The 16,664-nt window shown below is 36.5% G+C and carries 16 protein-coding genes; 11 read left to right on the forward strand and 5 right to left on the reverse strand.

Going from position 1 to position 16,664, the window contains the following annotated elements:
- Positions 1 to 114: 114 nt before the first annotated feature.
- Genes AC2S94_RS13365 through AC2S94_RS13405 form a run of 9 tightly spaced genes read left to right on the forward strand, consistent with a single transcriptional unit; the run spans position 115 to position 10,794 of the window.
- Complete coding sequence (locus tag AC2S94_RS13365; RefSeq protein WP_484629071.1) at positions 115 to 2,553, forward strand: DUF5916 domain-containing protein; 2,439 nt, start codon at positions 115 to 117, stop codon at positions 2,551 to 2,553.
- Between the two features lie 52 nt (positions 2,554 to 2,605).
- Positions 2,606 to 3,265: an ABC transporter ATP-binding protein gene (locus AC2S94_RS13370; protein ID WP_484629072.1), complete on the forward strand. Its 660-nt coding sequence runs from the start codon at positions 2,606 to 2,608 to the stop codon at positions 3,263 to 3,265.
- Positions 3,266 to 3,283: 18 nt separating this feature from the next.
- Complete coding sequence (locus AC2S94_RS13375) at positions 3,284 to 4,054, forward strand: TIGR02757 family protein (RefSeq protein ID WP_484629073.1); 771 nt, start codon at positions 3,284 to 3,286, stop codon at positions 4,052 to 4,054.
- A 56-nt stretch (positions 4,055 to 4,110) separates the two neighbouring features.
- Positions 4,111 to 5,328, forward strand: coding sequence for a GAF domain-containing sensor histidine kinase (locus AC2S94_RS13380; RefSeq protein WP_484629074.1), 1,218 nt, complete (start codon positions 4,111 to 4,113; stop codon positions 5,326 to 5,328).
- 60 nt (positions 5,329 to 5,388) lie between these two features.
- The gene (locus AC2S94_RS13385; protein WP_484629075.1) at positions 5,389 to 6,591 is read left to right on the forward strand and encodes a GAF domain-containing sensor histidine kinase; all 1,203 of its coding nucleotides are present in this window, start codon (positions 5,389 to 5,391) and stop codon (positions 6,589 to 6,591) included.
- 49 nt (positions 6,592 to 6,640) lie between these two features.
- Entirely contained in the window at positions 6,641 to 8,560 is a 1,920-nt protein-coding gene (locus AC2S94_RS13390; protein ID WP_484629076.1) for a BatA domain-containing protein, read from the forward strand.
- Positions 8,557 to 9,807, forward strand: coding sequence for a dihydroorotase (locus tag AC2S94_RS13395; RefSeq protein WP_484629077.1), 1,251 nt, complete (start codon positions 8,557 to 8,559; stop codon positions 9,805 to 9,807). Before AC2S94_RS13390 ends, AC2S94_RS13395 begins: the two co-directional genes overlap by 4 nt.
- Positions 9,808 to 9,811: 4 nt before the next feature.
- Positions 9,812 to 10,138, forward strand: a complete 327-nt coding sequence (locus AC2S94_RS13400; protein WP_484629078.1) for a magnetosome magnetite crystal formation protein family — start codon at positions 9,812 to 9,814, stop codon at positions 10,136 to 10,138.
- The gene (locus AC2S94_RS13405) at positions 10,138 to 10,794 is read left to right on the forward strand and encodes an alpha/beta hydrolase (RefSeq protein ID WP_484629079.1); all 657 of its coding nucleotides are present in this window, start codon (positions 10,138 to 10,140) and stop codon (positions 10,792 to 10,794) included. Before AC2S94_RS13400 ends, AC2S94_RS13405 begins: the two co-directional genes overlap by 1 nt.
- On the opposite strand, the gene AC2S94_RS13410 is transcribed toward AC2S94_RS13405, so the two are convergent.
- Entirely contained in the window at positions 10,791 to 11,285 is a 495-nt protein-coding gene (locus AC2S94_RS13410; protein ID WP_484629080.1) for a hypothetical protein, read from the reverse strand. The genes AC2S94_RS13405 and AC2S94_RS13410 overlap by 4 nt on opposite strands.
- A 1-nt stretch (position 11,286) precedes the next feature.
- Positions 11,287 to 12,048: an MBL fold metallo-hydrolase gene (locus tag AC2S94_RS13415; protein ID WP_484629081.1), complete on the reverse strand. Its 762-nt coding sequence runs from the start codon at positions 12,046 to 12,048 to the stop codon at positions 11,287 to 11,289.
- Positions 12,049 to 12,152: 104 nt separating this feature from the next.
- Here AC2S94_RS13415 and AC2S94_RS13420 point away from each other — a divergent pair, with 104 nt between their 5' ends.
- Entirely contained in the window at positions 12,153 to 13,616 is a 1,464-nt protein-coding gene (locus AC2S94_RS13420; protein ID WP_484629082.1) for a TonB-dependent receptor, read from the forward strand.
- A 67-nt stretch (positions 13,617 to 13,683) separates the two neighbouring features.
- On the opposite strand, the gene murA is transcribed toward AC2S94_RS13420, so the two are convergent.
- The 3 genes from murA to AC2S94_RS13435 all read right to left on the reverse strand — a co-directional run bounded on the left by murA (position 13,684) and on the right by AC2S94_RS13435 (position 16,046).
- A complete protein-coding gene (murA, locus tag AC2S94_RS13425) occupies positions 13,684 to 14,997 on the reverse strand; it encodes a UDP-N-acetylglucosamine 1-carboxyvinyltransferase (RefSeq protein WP_484629083.1) in 1,314 nt (437 codons plus the stop codon).
- 15 nt (positions 14,998 to 15,012) lie between these two features.
- Positions 15,013 to 15,651, reverse strand: a complete 639-nt coding sequence (locus AC2S94_RS13430) for a DUF4290 domain-containing protein (protein ID WP_484629084.1) — start codon at positions 15,649 to 15,651, stop codon at positions 15,013 to 15,015.
- 101 nt (positions 15,652 to 15,752) lie between these two features.
- Positions 15,753 to 16,046 carry a DUF493 family protein gene (locus AC2S94_RS13435; RefSeq protein WP_309560985.1) on the reverse strand — a complete coding sequence of 98 codons (294 nt, stop codon included), beginning with the start codon at positions 16,044 to 16,046 and terminating at the stop codon, positions 15,753 to 15,755.
- Between the two features lie 82 nt (positions 16,047 to 16,128).
- Between AC2S94_RS13435 and AC2S94_RS13440 the strand changes: the two genes are divergently transcribed.
- The gene (locus tag AC2S94_RS13440; protein WP_484629085.1) at positions 16,129 to 16,662 is read left to right on the forward strand and encodes an AAA family ATPase; all 534 of its coding nucleotides are present in this window, start codon (positions 16,129 to 16,131) and stop codon (positions 16,660 to 16,662) included.
- Positions 16,663 to 16,664 lie beyond the last annotated feature (2 nt).

Genomic DNA, 16,664 nt, shown 5'->3' on the forward strand with positions numbered 1-16,664 from the left:
TTAAATTTTAAATAAACAAAACTAGGGTTGTTTAACTTGATTTTATAGAATTCTTTTGTAGGTTATTCATAACAATAATACATTTGGTCGGTTTTAAAATCAATCTGTCAATAGATGCCATTAAATCGGTTACTTTTTTCATTATTCTTTATATCAGGAATTATTTGTTCGGCGCAAAGCACTAAAGATTCAAGAAAAGTTTATACTACACAGAAAATTCAGCAAGAGCCGGAAATCGATGGAATTTTAAATGAAGAAATCTGGAAGAATTCAGAGGTAGCTGAAAATTTTGTGATGCTTGAGCCTGGGGACGGAGACCCGATTCCGGAAGGTCATAAAACAACGGCTCGTATTCTATATGATGATGAAGCGATTTATGTGGCGGCCGCTATGTACGAAAGTGAACCGGATAAAATCATGCGCCAGTTCACGCAACGAGATAATATTAATCAGTCTGAATTCTTTCTGATGGATATCAATACATATGATGACGGAGAGAACCAGACCAGATTCATTGTAACCAGTGCAGGTACCCAGGCTGATGCCAGAATGACTGGAAACAATGAAGATTTTGCCTACAATGTTGTTTGGGAATCTGCGATCAGTAGTGATGAAAATGGTTGGTATGTAGAAATGAAAATACCTTATTCTGCCCTTAGATTTCCTGAAAAAGAGAATCAGCTTTGGGGAATTCAGTTTGCACGTGAGATCACCCATTTAAATTCTACATATGTCTGGAATTACGTTGATAAATCTGTGGGACAGTTTAGCCAGTATACCGGCTTGTTGAAAGGAATTTCAAATATTGATCCGCCGGTAAGGCTTAGTTTATATCCTTTTACTCAAATGTCTTTAGATCAATTTGATGGGAATACTAAATTTAATTTCAACGCCGGAATGGATCTGAAGTATGGGATCAACGATTCTTTTACCCTTGACATGACTTTAGTTCCAGATTTCGGACAAACTGCTTATGATGAAATCGAACTAAATCTTGGACCCTTTGAACAGGTTTTTGGTGAAAACAGGGCATTTTTTACAGAGGGAACAGAATTATTCAACAAAGGAGATCTATTTTATTCCAGAAGAGTTGGAAGTACTCCAATTGGTTTTAATACTGTTCAAACCAAAGCCTTGGCAAATGAGGAAATCATTGAAAATCCGGATAAAACAGATCTTTTGAATGCTTTAAAAATTTCAGGCAGAACAGACAGAGGACTGGGAATTGGATTTTTTAATGCCATAAGCAATAAGCAGGAAGCTGTTTTTAGAGATACTATCACTGGGAATATTCGAAGAGAAACTTCAGAATCTGTCGCTAATTATAATATTCTTGTTCTGGATCAGCGGTTCAATAAAAATTCATCCATTACGCTTATAAACACCAATGTAACCAGGGACGGAAATTTTAGGGACGGAAACGTATCGGGTTTTCTGTTCGACATTTATAACAAGGCTAACTCCTTCAATTTTGAAGGTCAGGCCAAGATGAGCAACGTGAACCTGCCGGGACAGAATAAAACTGGTTTTGCCTCATTTCTTTCCGTGGAGAGAACTAAAGGGAATATCAGGTATGAAATTTCCAATGAATTTGCGAATGAAACTTATGATATCAATGATCTAGGAATCAATTTCACCAACAATTATAACAATTTTACCTGGGGCACTTCCTATCAGATTTTTGAACCAAAAGGAAATTATAATACTTACAGAATAGGACTTTATGGTCAGCATTTAAGAAGGTATAAACCAGATGTTCCTGTAAATACAGGTGTTGGCGGAGATTTTTTTGCAATGACCAGAAACAGGTTTGCCTTTGGCGGAAGTATGGATATCAACTCTCAATTCAGGGATTATTTTGAACCTCGAGCTGAAAACACTTATATTTTATACCAGCCTTTTGGATCTGTCAGAGCCTTTGTTTCCACCGATTATCGAAAGACTTTTGCCTATGACGTAAGGGTATATTTTGAAGAATATTACAAATCCTCGCAAAGCGATTTCAACCTGAATATAGAGCCCAGATATCGTTTCAGCGATAAATTTAATATGATCTACGAATTTGAATATTCTTACCAGAATGATAGGCCAAGCTATGTCACTCAAACTCGAAATAGAATAATTTTCGGAAACAGGGATCAGAAAAGTATTGAAAACTCTCTCGAAGGAAGTTATAATTTCAGCACCAAGCAAGGGTTAAATCTTAGCTTCAGACATTTCTGGTCTACCGCTAATTTTGCAGATAATGCCTTTACCGAATTAAAGAGTCAAGGTAAGTTAAGCCCGATAGATTACCAGGTATCAGATCAAAATGATCCTGACGCCAATTTCAATATCTGGAATCTGGATCTCAGCTACAGGTGGCAGTTTGCCCCGGGAAGTGAAGCGGTATTGCTTTACCGAAATTCAATTTTTAATGAAGATGACCTGAGTTATTTAGGCTTTGATGAAAGTCTTAATAATCTCTTCGCCCAGCCGGCAAGACACAATTTGAGCTTGCGTATCGTTTATTTCATAGATTACAATAGAGTTAGAAACTTATTCCAGGGTTAAACTTGGGGAATCTGGCTAATTTGGCTATTTTCGGTGCTCTTATATCGCAAAAATGATCATTGCAAAAAACATCCATAAATATTACGGAGATCTTCACGTTCTGAAATCTGTAGATCTACATATCAAGAAAAGCGAGATTGTTTCTATTGTTGGTGCTTCCGGTGCAGGAAAGACCACGCTTTTACAAATTTTAGGGACGCTGGATAAACCTTCAAAAAAGAAGAATTCAGAATTAACCATTAATGGAATCAATATTTACGGATTAAAATCCAAGGAATTATCTAAATTCAGAAATAAGCATATCGGGTTTATTTTTCAGTTTCACCAGTTACTGCCAGAATTTACCGCTTTGGAAAATATTTGTATTCCCGCATTCATTCATAAAACTCCAAAAAAAGATGCTGAAGCAAGAGCGATGGAGCTTTTAAGCTTTCTTGGCCTTGAAAATAGAGCGCATCACAAACCCGGTGAATTAAGTGGTGGTGAACAACAGAGGATCGCAGTAGCCCGAAGTTTGATCAATAAGCCTGCAGTGATTTTTGCAGATGAACCTTCCGGTAATCTTGATAGTGAATCTGCTGAAAATCTGCATAAATTATTTTTCCGATTAAGAGATGAATTTGGTCAAACCTTTGTGATCGTTACCCATAATGAAGAACTGGCAAATATGGCCGATAGGAAACTTACCATGGTAGATGGTGAAATTGTTTAATTAGCAACACCTATATTATTGAATAAAAAGGAGTTAAAAACTTTTCTAGACTATAAAGTAGCGCAATATAACACGCCCGAATTTATAAAATCTGATCCCGTACAGATTCCGCATCTATTTCAGAAAAAAGAAGATATTGAGATATCGGGATTTCTTACGGCAACCATATCCTGGGGAAATCGAAAAAGCATTCTGAATAATTCTGAAAAACTCATGAGGCTGATGGACTTGAGTCCCTACGAATTTGTGATGCAGCACGAAGAAGAAGATCTTGAAAACCTGGAAGGATTTGTTCACCGAACTTTCAATTCTAACGATCTGAAATTTTTTATAAAATCTCTCCGAAATATTTACCTGAATCACGACGGATTGGAAAATATATTCCATCAGAATGCTAAACCAAAAGATCTTCAGCATAGTATTCATGAATTCAAAAAGATTTTCTTTGCATTACCACATCAAACCAGGACCGAGAAACATGTAAGTGACCCTTTGAAAAAGTCTGCCGCGAAAAGGATCAATATGTTCTTGAGGTGGATGGTGCGAAATGATGAAAAAGGAGTTGATTTCGGAATCTGGAAGAACCTGTCTCCAGCACAACTTTCCTGTCCATTGGATGTTCATTCTGGAAATGTGGCCAGAAAATTAGGTTTGCTGAAAAGAAAAATAAATGATTCTAAAGCTTTGGAAGAGCTTGATACGAACCTGAGAAAGATGGATCCCATAGATCCTGTAAAATATGATTTCGCATTATTTGGATTAGGTGTCTTTGAGAAGGGACGTTTCTAGAACTTGCATTTCTCGGTAAATTTGACTTAATTTACTTTTCTTAATTTTTTCTTAAAATGATCAATCCCGCAGTCCCTCTTAATGAATTAAAGAGATTAGAGTCTCTACGGGAATTGGATATTTTAGATAGCTTGCCAGAAGAAGCATATGATAGTATTACGAAACTAGCCAGCTATATTTGTAAAACTCCCGTAGCCGTAGTAAATATTATAGATTCTGAGCGAAATTGGTTCAAATCCAAGCACGGTACAGATCTTTCCGGCTCTACCAGACAGGATTCGTTTTGCGGACATACCATCCTTGATCCTGAAATACTTCTGGAAATTCCCGATACTACTCAAGATGAAAGATTTAAGGATAATCCTTTTGTAACCAATGATACCGGTATAAAATATTATGCAGGAATTTCTTTATTAGACAATCATGGCCTTCCAATGGGTACGTTGTGTGTTTATGATAGCAAGGAACATCATCTGGACAAAGAGCAAAAAATTGCCTTAAAGGCTTTGGGTAAGCAGGTTGAAATGCTATTTGAATCCCGAAGAAAAAATAAGGTGCTAGAAAATTTGGAGCTGGAATTAAACGAAAATAACCGGGTGCTTTCAGAATTTGCCAGTACAGTTTCCCATGATTTGAAAATGCCTTTGGCAAACATGATACTCACTGCTGATATTCTCAAAGTTAAATACTCTGAAAAGCTTGACAGCCAGGGCTTGGAATATTTGAAATATCTTAAACATTCAGGGCTTACACTTAGCGATTACATAAGTGGACTTTTGGATCACTATTCCAGTAGCAGAACCAATACGATAGTTAACGAAGAGTTCTTTTTGAATGATCTACTGGAAGATATAATCGATCTTCTTCAAATTGCCGAGAATTGTGAGATCAATCTTCCAGACAATAATCTCAAAATAGTTGGGAACAGCGCTGCTCTGGGACAGATCTTCATGAATCTTATTAGCAATAGCCTCAAGTATAACAATCAGGAAAAGATCTTTATAGATATAGATTGTACTGAAAATCGAGAATTCTTCAATTTCAGTATCAAGGATAACGGGATAGGAATTCCTGTGGAAAAACAAAACAAAATCTTTGAACTTTTCGAAACCGCTGCAGATGCAGACAGGCGTGGTAAAAAAGGACACGGGATAGGCCTTTCTACAGTAAAAAAACTGATAGAATCACTTGGTGGCACCATCAAATTAACTTCAGAACGCGACCAGGGAACCCTTTTCGAATTTACAATTAAACGCCCCAAAATAGCAGATTAGGATTTTTTTATATAAAAGTTATATTTTTTTGGATAACTTTAAAAATCAGATTATTGGGGCATGCAACATAAACTCGTACCATTCAATGAGAAGCTGAGAAGAGCAGCATTGAAAGAGTATAATATTTTAAATTCAGGACCAGACGAAGATTATGACAATCTCACGTTTCTAGCGGCCGCAATTTGCGATGTGCCGGTAGTAAAGATAAGCATCGTAGACAGGGAGAGAATATGGAATAAATCTGTTTATGGAGCCGAGATCGAAGAAATAGACAGAAAAAATTCCTTTTGCGACAAAGCGATTCATAGTGATGAAACTATGCTGATCCTCAATAAATCTGAACATCCTGAAACATTCAGAAAGGCAAAAGGTATCTATGACCGTGAATTTTCTTTTTATACCGGAATTCCTTTGCACAATCCACAGGGGCATGCCATTGCTGTATTCTGTATTTTCGATATAAGGGAAAGGCAATTATCAGATAAACAACACAAGGCATTAAAAGCACTTGCTCAACAGACTCTTAAACTCTTCGAGTTTAGAAAACAGAAAACTAAGCTATATCAGGTACAATCGAAATTAAAAGAGAAATATCGCGAACTGGAAAAATTTGCAAGTTTGGTATCTCACGATCTTAAATCTCCTTTAGCCAATATCATATCACTAAGTGAGCTACTGAAAGATGAAAACAAAGGAAAGTTTGATGAAGATACTGAACAATATCTTGAGTTTTTAGTGGAGTCCTCCTACTCTCTTCGAAATTATATTGATGGAATTCTGAGTTTTTATAAGAGTGACCATGTAATGGAAAAGGACTACACCAATGTAGATCTCAGAAAATTATTGAAAGGCATTATCGACCTATATCAGGTTTCTGATGATATCGAGATCACTTATCCGGACGATGTAATGTTACATAACGTCAACAAAGCAGCACTCACACAGGTTTTTATGAACCTTATTAGCAATTCGCTAAAGTATAATGATAAGGATATTCGCAAAGTGGATATCACGTTTTCTAAAAACGAAGAATATTATTTCTTCGCAGTAAAGGATAACGGTAAGGGAATACCTGAGGCGAAGTTCGAAGAAATTTTCGACTTGTTTACTACTCTAGAAACCGCCGACCGGGATGGAAATTTAGGAAGTGGTATTGGTCTTGCCACGGTAAAAAAATTAACCGAATCCATGGGTGGAAGTATCGCTATAGAATCTGAACCTGGAAAAGGAAGTAATTTTAAATTTCGCATTAAAAGGTTTTAGCGGTCAATCGCCTAGCATTTTCTATATTTGAGAAACCTTTTTCCTGAATATGCATTTTCAACATCCGGAATTACTTTATGCTCTGCTCCTACTCATAATTCCGTTGATCGTTCATCTGTTTCGATTGAGACGTTTTCAGAAGGAAGATTTCACCAATGTAAAATTTTTAAAAAAGGTTATCCAGGAAACCCGCAAAAGCTCCAAATTAAAGAAATTCCTGATTTTACTTACCCGCCTATTTCTTATCGTATGTCTTGTTCTGGCCTTCGCAAAACCATTTATACCTGCCAGCGAAAAGGCTCTTAATAAATCGGAGACCTTTATTTATCTGGACAATTCTTTCAGTATGCAAGCCCGGAAAGATGGCACATCGTTATTACAAAATAGCATTAATGAGTTACTGGAGAGCCTGAACGAATCAGAAGAATATAGTCTTATAACCAATGACAGGGAATATTTAAATCGAACAACGGCAGATCTGAAGAAGCAATTGCAGGAAATTGAATTTTCAGAGAATCAACTGGACCTGCCAGCTATAAAATTAAAAGCAGATAATCAATTCACTGATAAGGAATCAGTCGAAAAAAATCTTATTTTGATTTCAGATTTTCAGGCTTCAATGGGCTCTTTTTCTGATTTGAACACAAATCAATATGAATTGAGCCTGGTTTCCAAAAGGGCAGAAGAAATTGCAAATATCAGTATAGACAGCGCTTTTATTCAGAATTCAAACCCTGAAAATTTTGATCTTCAAATCTTATTCAAAAAAGAAGGAGAATTAAAACAGCCGGTTAGTATTTCAATTTTCAATAATGCAAATTTACTTGGCAGGTCCACTATTCTGGAATTTAATGATAATTCAGCAACCGCAAGTTTCAGACTTCAGAATGAAGTGATCGAAAATGGTAAAATTGAAATTGAAGATTCAGGATTAAAATATGATAATGAGCTTTACTTTAATATCAGCGAAATTAAGGCTGTAAAGGTGATTGTAATTTCTGATACCGACTCTGAATTTTTAAATCGAATTTATTCTGAACCTGAATTTGAATTAAATAATTATTCTTCCTCTCAGATTGATTTCAACCGGCTAAATTCAGCAAATCTTATTATCCTGAATGAAATTGAGCAATTTTCTGCTTCGCTTCAAAATAATTTGAAAAACAGTTACTTTGAAGGAACCTCTTTGATAATTATCCCCGCTGAAAATGCAATTAATTACAATAATTTTCTGAATTCCGTTGGTTTACCTCCATTAAATGAGAAATTAAATTCTGAAAGATTGATTACAAAAATTGTTTATGACCACCCTATCTTCCAGGGTGTGTTTGAAAACAGGACTGAAAATTTTGAATATCCAAAAACAAGGTCTTCTTATAATATTCCTTCTGGAAATTCCATTTTGAACTATCAGGATGGCAGATCATTTCTTACAGGAAACAATAGATCTTATCTTTTTTCGGCAGCAATAAATTCTGAGAATTCAAATTTTCAAAATTCACCCCTGATCGTACCTGTTTTTTATCAAATCGGTCTGAATGCTTCCAAGAAAAACGAACCTTATTATACAGCTGGAATAACTAATGAGATAAATATTCCTGTAGAGCTGGGAAAAGATCAGGTTTTGCATCTGGTGAGCGAAAGTTTTGATGTCATTCCACAACAGCAAAATTTCAGTAATCGGGTAGAAATAAATACTGATAATATCGAATTAAAGGCAGGTAATTATGAAGTTACAAATTCTAATACTGCTATAGGTAATGTCAGTTTTAATTATGATCGGCAAGAAAGCGAACTTAGTTATCTTAAACTTTCAGACATTGAAAATGCAACTATATATGATTCAGTAAACGATTTTTTTTCTGAATCAAATGCTGCCACTCAAATTACGGCACTTTGGAAATGGTTTGTTATTTTTGCCCTGATCTTTTTTGCGATCGAAATGTTACTTATAAAATTCCTCAAATGAAGTTACTATTAAAGTCGGTTACGGTCCTTGATGACACCTCCAAACATCATATGAAAAAGGTGGATATTTTAATTGATGGTGGCATCATTAGAAAGATCGCGAAGAAAATTGAGGAAAAAACAGATAAGGAGATAAAGATCAAAGATCTTCATGTATCTCGTGGTTGGTTTGATAGCAGCGTAAGTTTTGGGGAACCGGGTTTTGAGGACAGGGAAACTATTGCTAACGGTCTGGATACCGCCGGGAAATCAGGATTTTCGAACGTTGCTTTAAATCCTTATACAAATCCTGTTCTGGATCACAGTGGCAGTATAGCTGCCGTGAAAGCCAAGGCAGAAGGACACCCGGTAAAACTTTATCCTGTAGGCGCACTTACAAAAAATAGTGATGGTGTAGACCTGGCAGAACTTCTGGACATGAAAAATGCCGGTGCAATTAGTTTTGGCGATTATAAAGCACCCCTTAGAAATCCAAACCTTTTAAAGATCGGACTACAATACGCTCAAAACTTTGATGCGTTAATTCAAAGCTTTCCACAAGAAAACAGGATCGCAGGAAATGGTATGGTAAACGAGCATGAGAATAGTACCTCTTTGGGTCTAAAGGGTATTCCCAATCTTGCGGAAGAATTACAGATCACCCGTGATTTGTATTTACTTGAGTATACCGGCGGAAAATTACATATACCAACAATTTCTACTGAAAAATCTGTAAAGCTTATCAGAGAAGCCAAAAGGAAGGGATTGGATGTAAGTTGTAGTGTAGCGATACACAATCTTATTCTAAATGATGATGAGCTTAAAGAGTTTGATGGAAATTCGAAAGTTCTTCCACCGCTTAGAACTCAGAAAGATAGTAAAGCACTAATTAAAGGATTGAAAGATAGTACTATAGATATGGTGACTTCAGATCACAATCCTATTGATGTAGAACATAAAAAAGTAGAATTTGACAACGCTCTTTACGGAACTATAGGATTAGAATCTGCTTTTGGAGCGCTAAGTAAAATTTTCAACACTGAAGAAGTTATTGATCTTTTGACCAATGGGAAATCAAGATTTAATCTGGAAGATCATGATATCGCAGAAGATTCAGAAGCTGACCTTAGTCTTTTTGTTCCTGGTGAAAAGTATAACTTTTCAGAAAAAGATATTATTTCAACTTCCAGGAATAGTATTTTTTTAAACAAGCAATTAGTTGGCAAAACAATGGGTGTGATTACCAAAAAAGGATTAATCCTCAAATAATTAAATGATGGAAGCAACCGGACAGCCAAAATCTACAGCAATTGTTGCCTATATTACTATCATAGGTACGATCATCGCCTATTTTATGAACCTGGAACCAAAAGATAATTTCACCAGTTTTCACATAAGACAGGCATTTGGTATTCACATAACTTTTTATTTGATTGGTGCGCTCATGGGGTTATTTGATCAGGGTTTTATTATCGGGGCATTTTACCTTTTCTTTATAGTGCTGTGGGGATATGGCCTTGTGACTGCAATTAAAGGTGAAACTCGAGAAGTGCCTTTACTGGGCCCCTTATTTCAAAAATGGTTTAGTACAATATCGTAATGACAAAAGATTTTTCTCTACAACATATCATCAGAAAACCAAAATCTGACATTGAAAAAGCTCCTGCTTTAATATTGCTCCATGGTTACGGAAGCGATGAGAACGACCTGTTTTCATTTGCTGATGAGCTGCCGGATGATCTTTTTATAATTTCAGTAAAAGCGCCTTACACCATGCAGCCTTACGGAAATGCCTGGTACGCAATTCACTGGGATAATAATGACGGGAAATTTAGTGATGATTTGCAGGCGATTACTTCACGTGATACAATTAAAAATTTTATTGATGAGATCATAGAACAATATCCGGTAGATCCTGCAAATATCAATCTTCTTGGTTTTAGTCAGGGGAGCATTTTGAGTTACGCTGTAGCCCTGTCCTATCCTGAAAAAGTAAAAAATGTGATCGCTTTAAGCGGATACGTTAACCAGGGAATTATTAAAGAAGGATTTGAAAATAATGATTTTTCCGATCTTAAGTTCTATTGCTCTCATGGTTCTGTAGACCAGGTAATTCCTGTTGAATGGGCCAGAAAAACCAAACCATTTCTGGATAATCTAGAAATTGAAAATTCTTATTCTGAATTTCCAGTAGGTCACGGAGTAGCTCCGCAAAACTTCTTTGAATTTAAGGAATGGCTTGAGAAAAGACTCTAATACTGAGGGTAAATAAAGGACTTTTCAGAGTAAAATTCTATGCTTCCATCTTTAGCTACTTCGTAGCTCAATAGAACTTCACCCCAATATTTTCCATCGGTAAAATCGGCGATTACCCATTTGTGATTCAGCACTTTCAGCTGATTGATGCGCATCACTCCGTCCATACCGTCCATAGGAACCACCGGATTATCTTCAGTTGCACTATTTTTACTTAGGATCGCATCTTCAATTTTAAAGATTATACCTTCAGGATCGATTCCTTTATTTTCAAAATAAGTAAGTGCAGCCTCATTTCCTTTCAATGTAAAATATTCCTCTTCTTCCGCATTATTTTCTGAAACCGCACTGGATTCAGCCTCAGCCAGTTTCGATTCCAAAATTTCGATCTTTTCCTGCTTTGAGTCCAGAATTTTTTTATCGTTCACATATATGAAGATGGTGAACAATAAACTGAAAATAAACAGGTACATCAATATCTTATTACGCATTCTAAACCGTTATTTTTAAATTATCATAAGCCAGATGCACATTCTCCGGCAATTTTTTTTCAACTTCTTCATGAAATCCCAGCATATGACTGATATGAGTAAGGTACGCTCTCTTCGGTTTCAATTCTTTAATAAAAGACAATGCTTCCTTCAGATTAAAGTGTGAATGGTGAGGCTCAATGCGCAAAGCGCTTACAACCAGAACGTCAAGATCTTTCAACTTTTCTATCTCTTCCTCTTCAATAGTCTTGATATCAGTTAAATAAGCAAAATCCTCCATTCTGAATCCAAAAACCTGTAACCTGTTATGCTTAAAGTCAATTGGTGTAACCGTAAGTCCTTCGAAGTTAAATGGACGGTTTTCTATGGCATTTTCAGTTACACCGGGAGCTCCAGGATATTTATTTTCAGTAGTGAAAATATAATCAAAACGCTTTCTCAGGGCATTTAGAACTCGCTGGTGGGCATAAACCGGTATATCTCCCTGACGAAAAAAGAAAGGTCTTATATCATCCAATCCGGCGGTATGATCATTATGCTCATGGGTATAAAAAATAGCGTCTAGCTTTTTAACATTATTTGCCAACATTTGCTGCCTGAAATCTGGACCGCAATCAATGAGAATATTGAGGTCATTCCAGGTCACCATTACCGAAACTCTGAGTCTCTTGTCTTTACTATCATCACTAAGACACACCGGATGTTCACTACCAATAATTGGTATTCCCTGCGATGTTCCTGTTCCTAAAAATGTTACGTCCAAGCCGTGTTATTTTTAGCACAAAAGTAAATATATTTTTTTGTATGCCTACCGCTTTTAGTACTTTTGGAGTATTCTAACGGAATTGTTTATTTAAAAGGAAAAATATGCCAATTACTATAATGGGCGACAAGGAATTTGAAAATGTTCCTTCAATAAATAGCAAAGCTCTTCGTATCAATCTGAACGAAAATATCTACGGAACTTTTTCTGAAATTGGTGCGGGACAGGAAACGGTAAGAAATTTTTTCCGAGCCGGAGGAGCCTCTGGTACTATCGCAAAAGCGATGAGTGCTTACGACAAAGACTTTAGTGACGCGATCTATGGAGTTGAAAATGACCGCCGTTATGTTACTGAAGCAAGGCTTAAAAAAATGCTAGCTCATGAAACTGGTCTTATAGAAGAAAGGATTTCCCGCGAAAAGCATCCGAATAAATTATTCTTTACTTACGCAAACACCGTCGCGACTATAGATTTCGCTAAGAAATATAAAGGTCACGGTTGGGTTGGAATTAGATATCAGGTAGATCCAAAAGAGGATTATAATGAGATCTTATTACATATCAGATTTCATGAAAATGACGCGAGACACCAACAAAACACATTGGGAATTCTAGGAGTAAACCTTATTTATGGTGCTTACTATAAATACGATAATCCTAAAAAACTGCTTCGATATCTATATGATCATATTGATAAAGATCAGATAGAGATCGATACCATAAACTTTTCAGGTCCTAGATTTGAAAATGTGGATAACAGGCTTATGAGTCTGCAACTGGTTAAGAATGGGATGACCGAGGCGGTAATGTTCGGTCCAGACGGGAATAATGTACTTCCAGCAAAAATCTTATACAAGAAAAATATCCTGGCGCTTAGAGGTAGCTTTAGACCGGTTACCAAGGTGAATATGGATATGTACGAAAGATCCAAGGAAATGTTTCTGAATGAAAGTAAGGTTTCAGAAGAAAATACAGAGATTATTTTCGAGATCACCTTGTCCAACCTTCGTGCAGAAGGTGAGATAGATGAGAGAGACTTTATGGATAGAGCTGAGTTGCTTTGTTCTCTTGGCCAAACTGTAATGATCTCAAATTTCCAGGAATATTTTAAAGTAGTAGAATATTTCTCCAGATACTCGAAACAACGAATGGGTCTTACCATGGGAGTTAATAACCTGGTAGATGTATTTGATGAAAAATATTACCGACATTTGAGTGGTGGTATATTGGAAGCTTTCGGGAAATTATTCTTTAAAGATCTTAAGGTCTATTTATATCCGCTTAAAGATCCTGAAACAGGAGAGATCACAACCAGTGATAGCGTGAAAGTACATCCTAGAATGAAAGAACTTTATAAGTTCTTCAAATACAATGGGCGTGTAGAAGATATCACTAACTACAATCCCGAAATTCTAGATATTTACTCCAGAGAAGTATTAAAAATGATTTCTGAGGGTGAAGATGGCTGGGAAAATATGCTGCCTGAAAAAACCACAGCGATGATCAAGGAGAAAAACCTTTTTCACTATAAAGAGAATAAAGCAAAGGCGAAGCATGAAGAAGTTTAGCCTTTGATAAATTGAATAAAAAAAGCTGCTCATTGAGCAGCTTTTTTTATTATAAGGATTTGCGGTATTAATCCAATCTCGTAATTTTCGCCCCTATACCCTTCAGTCTTTCCACGATATGCTCATATCCTCTGTCAATCTGTTCAATATTATGAATGGTTGAAGTTCCCTTTGCTGAAAGCGCAGCAATCAATAGAGATATTCCCGCTCTAATATCTGGCGAAGTCATGGTAGTTGCTTTTAACTGCGACTTGAAATCATGACCAATCACTGTGGCTCTATGCGGATCACAAAGAATGATCTTTGCTCCCATGTCTATTAGCTTATCTACGAAAAATAACCTGCTCTCAAACATCTTCTGGTGTATGAGCACACTTCCACGTGCCTGAGTAGCTACCACAAGAATAATGCTTAAAAGATCTGGCGTAAATCCTGGCCATGGTGCGTCGCTGATGTTCATAATGGAACCATCGATAAAACTTTGCACCTCATAGCCATCTTCATGAGCTGGTATATGAATATCATCACCTTTCTTTTCTACAGTAATACCAAGTTTCCTGAAAGTTGTCGGGATAATTCCCAACATTCCCCAGTTTACATTTTTGATGGTAATGTCACTTTTAGTCATGGCTGCCAAACCTATCCATGAGCCAATTTCAACCATATCTGGAAGCACGGTGTGATGACAACCGCCAAGCTTTTCAATTCCATCTATAATCAATAAATTAGAACCTACACCTTTAATATTTGCTCCCATAGAATTCAGCATATTGCATAATTGCTGAAGATATGGTTCACAAGCAGCATTATAAATAGTGGTAGTTCCTTTAGCTAGAACTGCTGCCATTACAATATTAGCGGTACCGGTAACCGAAGCTTCCTCTAACAGCATGAAATCGCCTTTCAGTCCATTAGGAGCTTCCACACCGTAGAAACGTTCTTCTTTATTATATCTGAAATCTGCACCAAGCTTCATGAAGCCTTCAAAATGAGTATCCAGCCTTCTTCTACCAATCTTATCTCCTCCCGGTTTTGGAATAAATCCTTTTCCGAAGCGACCCAACATTGGTCCAACGATCATGATAGAACCTCTGAGGCCTCCACCGTCTATCTTGAACTGTTCACTGTTCAGATAGTCCATATTCAGCTCATCGCTCTTAAAGGTATAGCTTCCTTTTCCGGTTTTTTGAATCTTGACACCTAGATTTCCTAGAAGCTTTATTAGCTTATTTACATCGACTATATCTGGAATATTGTGAATAGTCACTGTTTCATCAGTTAACAAAACAGCACATAGAATTTGCAGTGCTTCGTTTTTGGCTCCCTGGGGTTGAATTTCCCCGCTCAAACGATGACCGCCTTCAATTTGAAAAGTTCCCATTAAAAGTAGTTGAGTTTAGTGGCGTTTACGGCCTCCTTTACGGCCGGTATTCTTTTTGCTTTTGGTATATTTCTTTTTACCACCACCTCTTATAAGATCTGAGGCCTGGCTTAAGTCTTCATCAATATTCTTAACATTGATCTTCCCATTGCTGAGTTCTTTTAAATGATTGAAGATTACTTCATCATCCACAGAATCCCTGTTCCAATTCAGGTAAGACTTTTTCATGTGATTTGCAATGGTAAGCACCAGCGCTTCTTTAAAATCACCTTCTTCGTAATCTTTAGCCGCATCAATCATGCGCTTGATATTATTCCCGTAAAACCTGTATTTTGGGTTGTTTTCAGGATATTCAAGCATTTCCGGCCTTTCATTCAGCATTTCTCTGGTAGGCTTTGGAAAAGGAGATTCAACATTAAGTTTGAAATCACTGATTATAAATAATTGATCCCATAATTTATGCTGAAAATCGGGTACATCACGTAAATGCGGATTCATATTTCCCATTACGGCGATGATGGAATTCGCAACTTTATTTCTTTCCTGATCATCTTCAATCTCTACGGCGTGTTCCACCATTTTTTGAAGATGTCTTCCATATTCGGGAATAATCAGTTTACTCCTTTCAGAGTTATATTCTAATGCGTTTGTCAAAATTGAAGTTTAATTAGGTAATTTATTGAAGTTTACTCCTGCCTGCAAAATACTAAATATTACTAAAGAAGCACAACAAAAAGTTTCTTTTATATATAGGCTTACAGAGATATTACGCCTTCTACTTTTTCAGCTACTTCTTTGTATTTTTCAATAACTGCGTCTGGGTTTTTCATTCTCACATTGATGGATACACTGGTGTAAGTCCCTTTTTTAGACTGCTTGGTTTCTATCACTGCACCCATATCGTTAAAAATAGATTCTACTTCATCTATTTTATCTCCCTTTGTAGGAACGATAAATTTATATAAATATTCTGATGGCCACATTGCCGTGTCCTGAAGTTGCTTTTTAAGTTTAGCGTAAAATTCTTCGGGATTCTTGGATTCGCTCATAATTTTTCTCCTTCGATTTTGCACAAAGATACAAGGAATGATAGCATTTTTATAATCAAATTCAATTGTCGAAATTTGCAGCGTGAAAAATAAAAAAATAGTAATCACCGGTGGCCCGGGAACCGGTAAATCATCCATTATCCACAATCTGGAAAAGAAAGGTGAAAAATGCTTACACGAGATTTCCCGGCAAGTAACCCTAGAAGCGCAAAAAGAAGGTATAGACCAGCTATTTCTTGAAAAGCCTTTACTCTTTAGTGAGAAGTTGCTGGAAGGAAGGCTTAATCAATACATTGAAGCTGCAAACTTCAGTTCTGATCATATCTTTATTGATCGTGGCCTGCCAGATGTGGTTGCATACATGGATTATTTTGATACTTCTTACCCTAAGATTTTTGACAGAACCTGTCAGGAAAATCAGTATGACCAGATATTTATCCTGCCTCCCTGGAAAGAAATCTATAAAAGTGATAATGAGCGATACGAGAGTTTTGAGGAAGCCTTAAAAATTTCGTCTTATCTTTATTCTACCTATAAACGATACGGTTATGAACCCATTGAGGTTCCTAAATTAAGTGTGGAAGATCGCACTAACTTTATATTAGATAAGATTTAAGC

It is taken from the genome of Christiangramia pacifica (assembly GCF_057221535.1).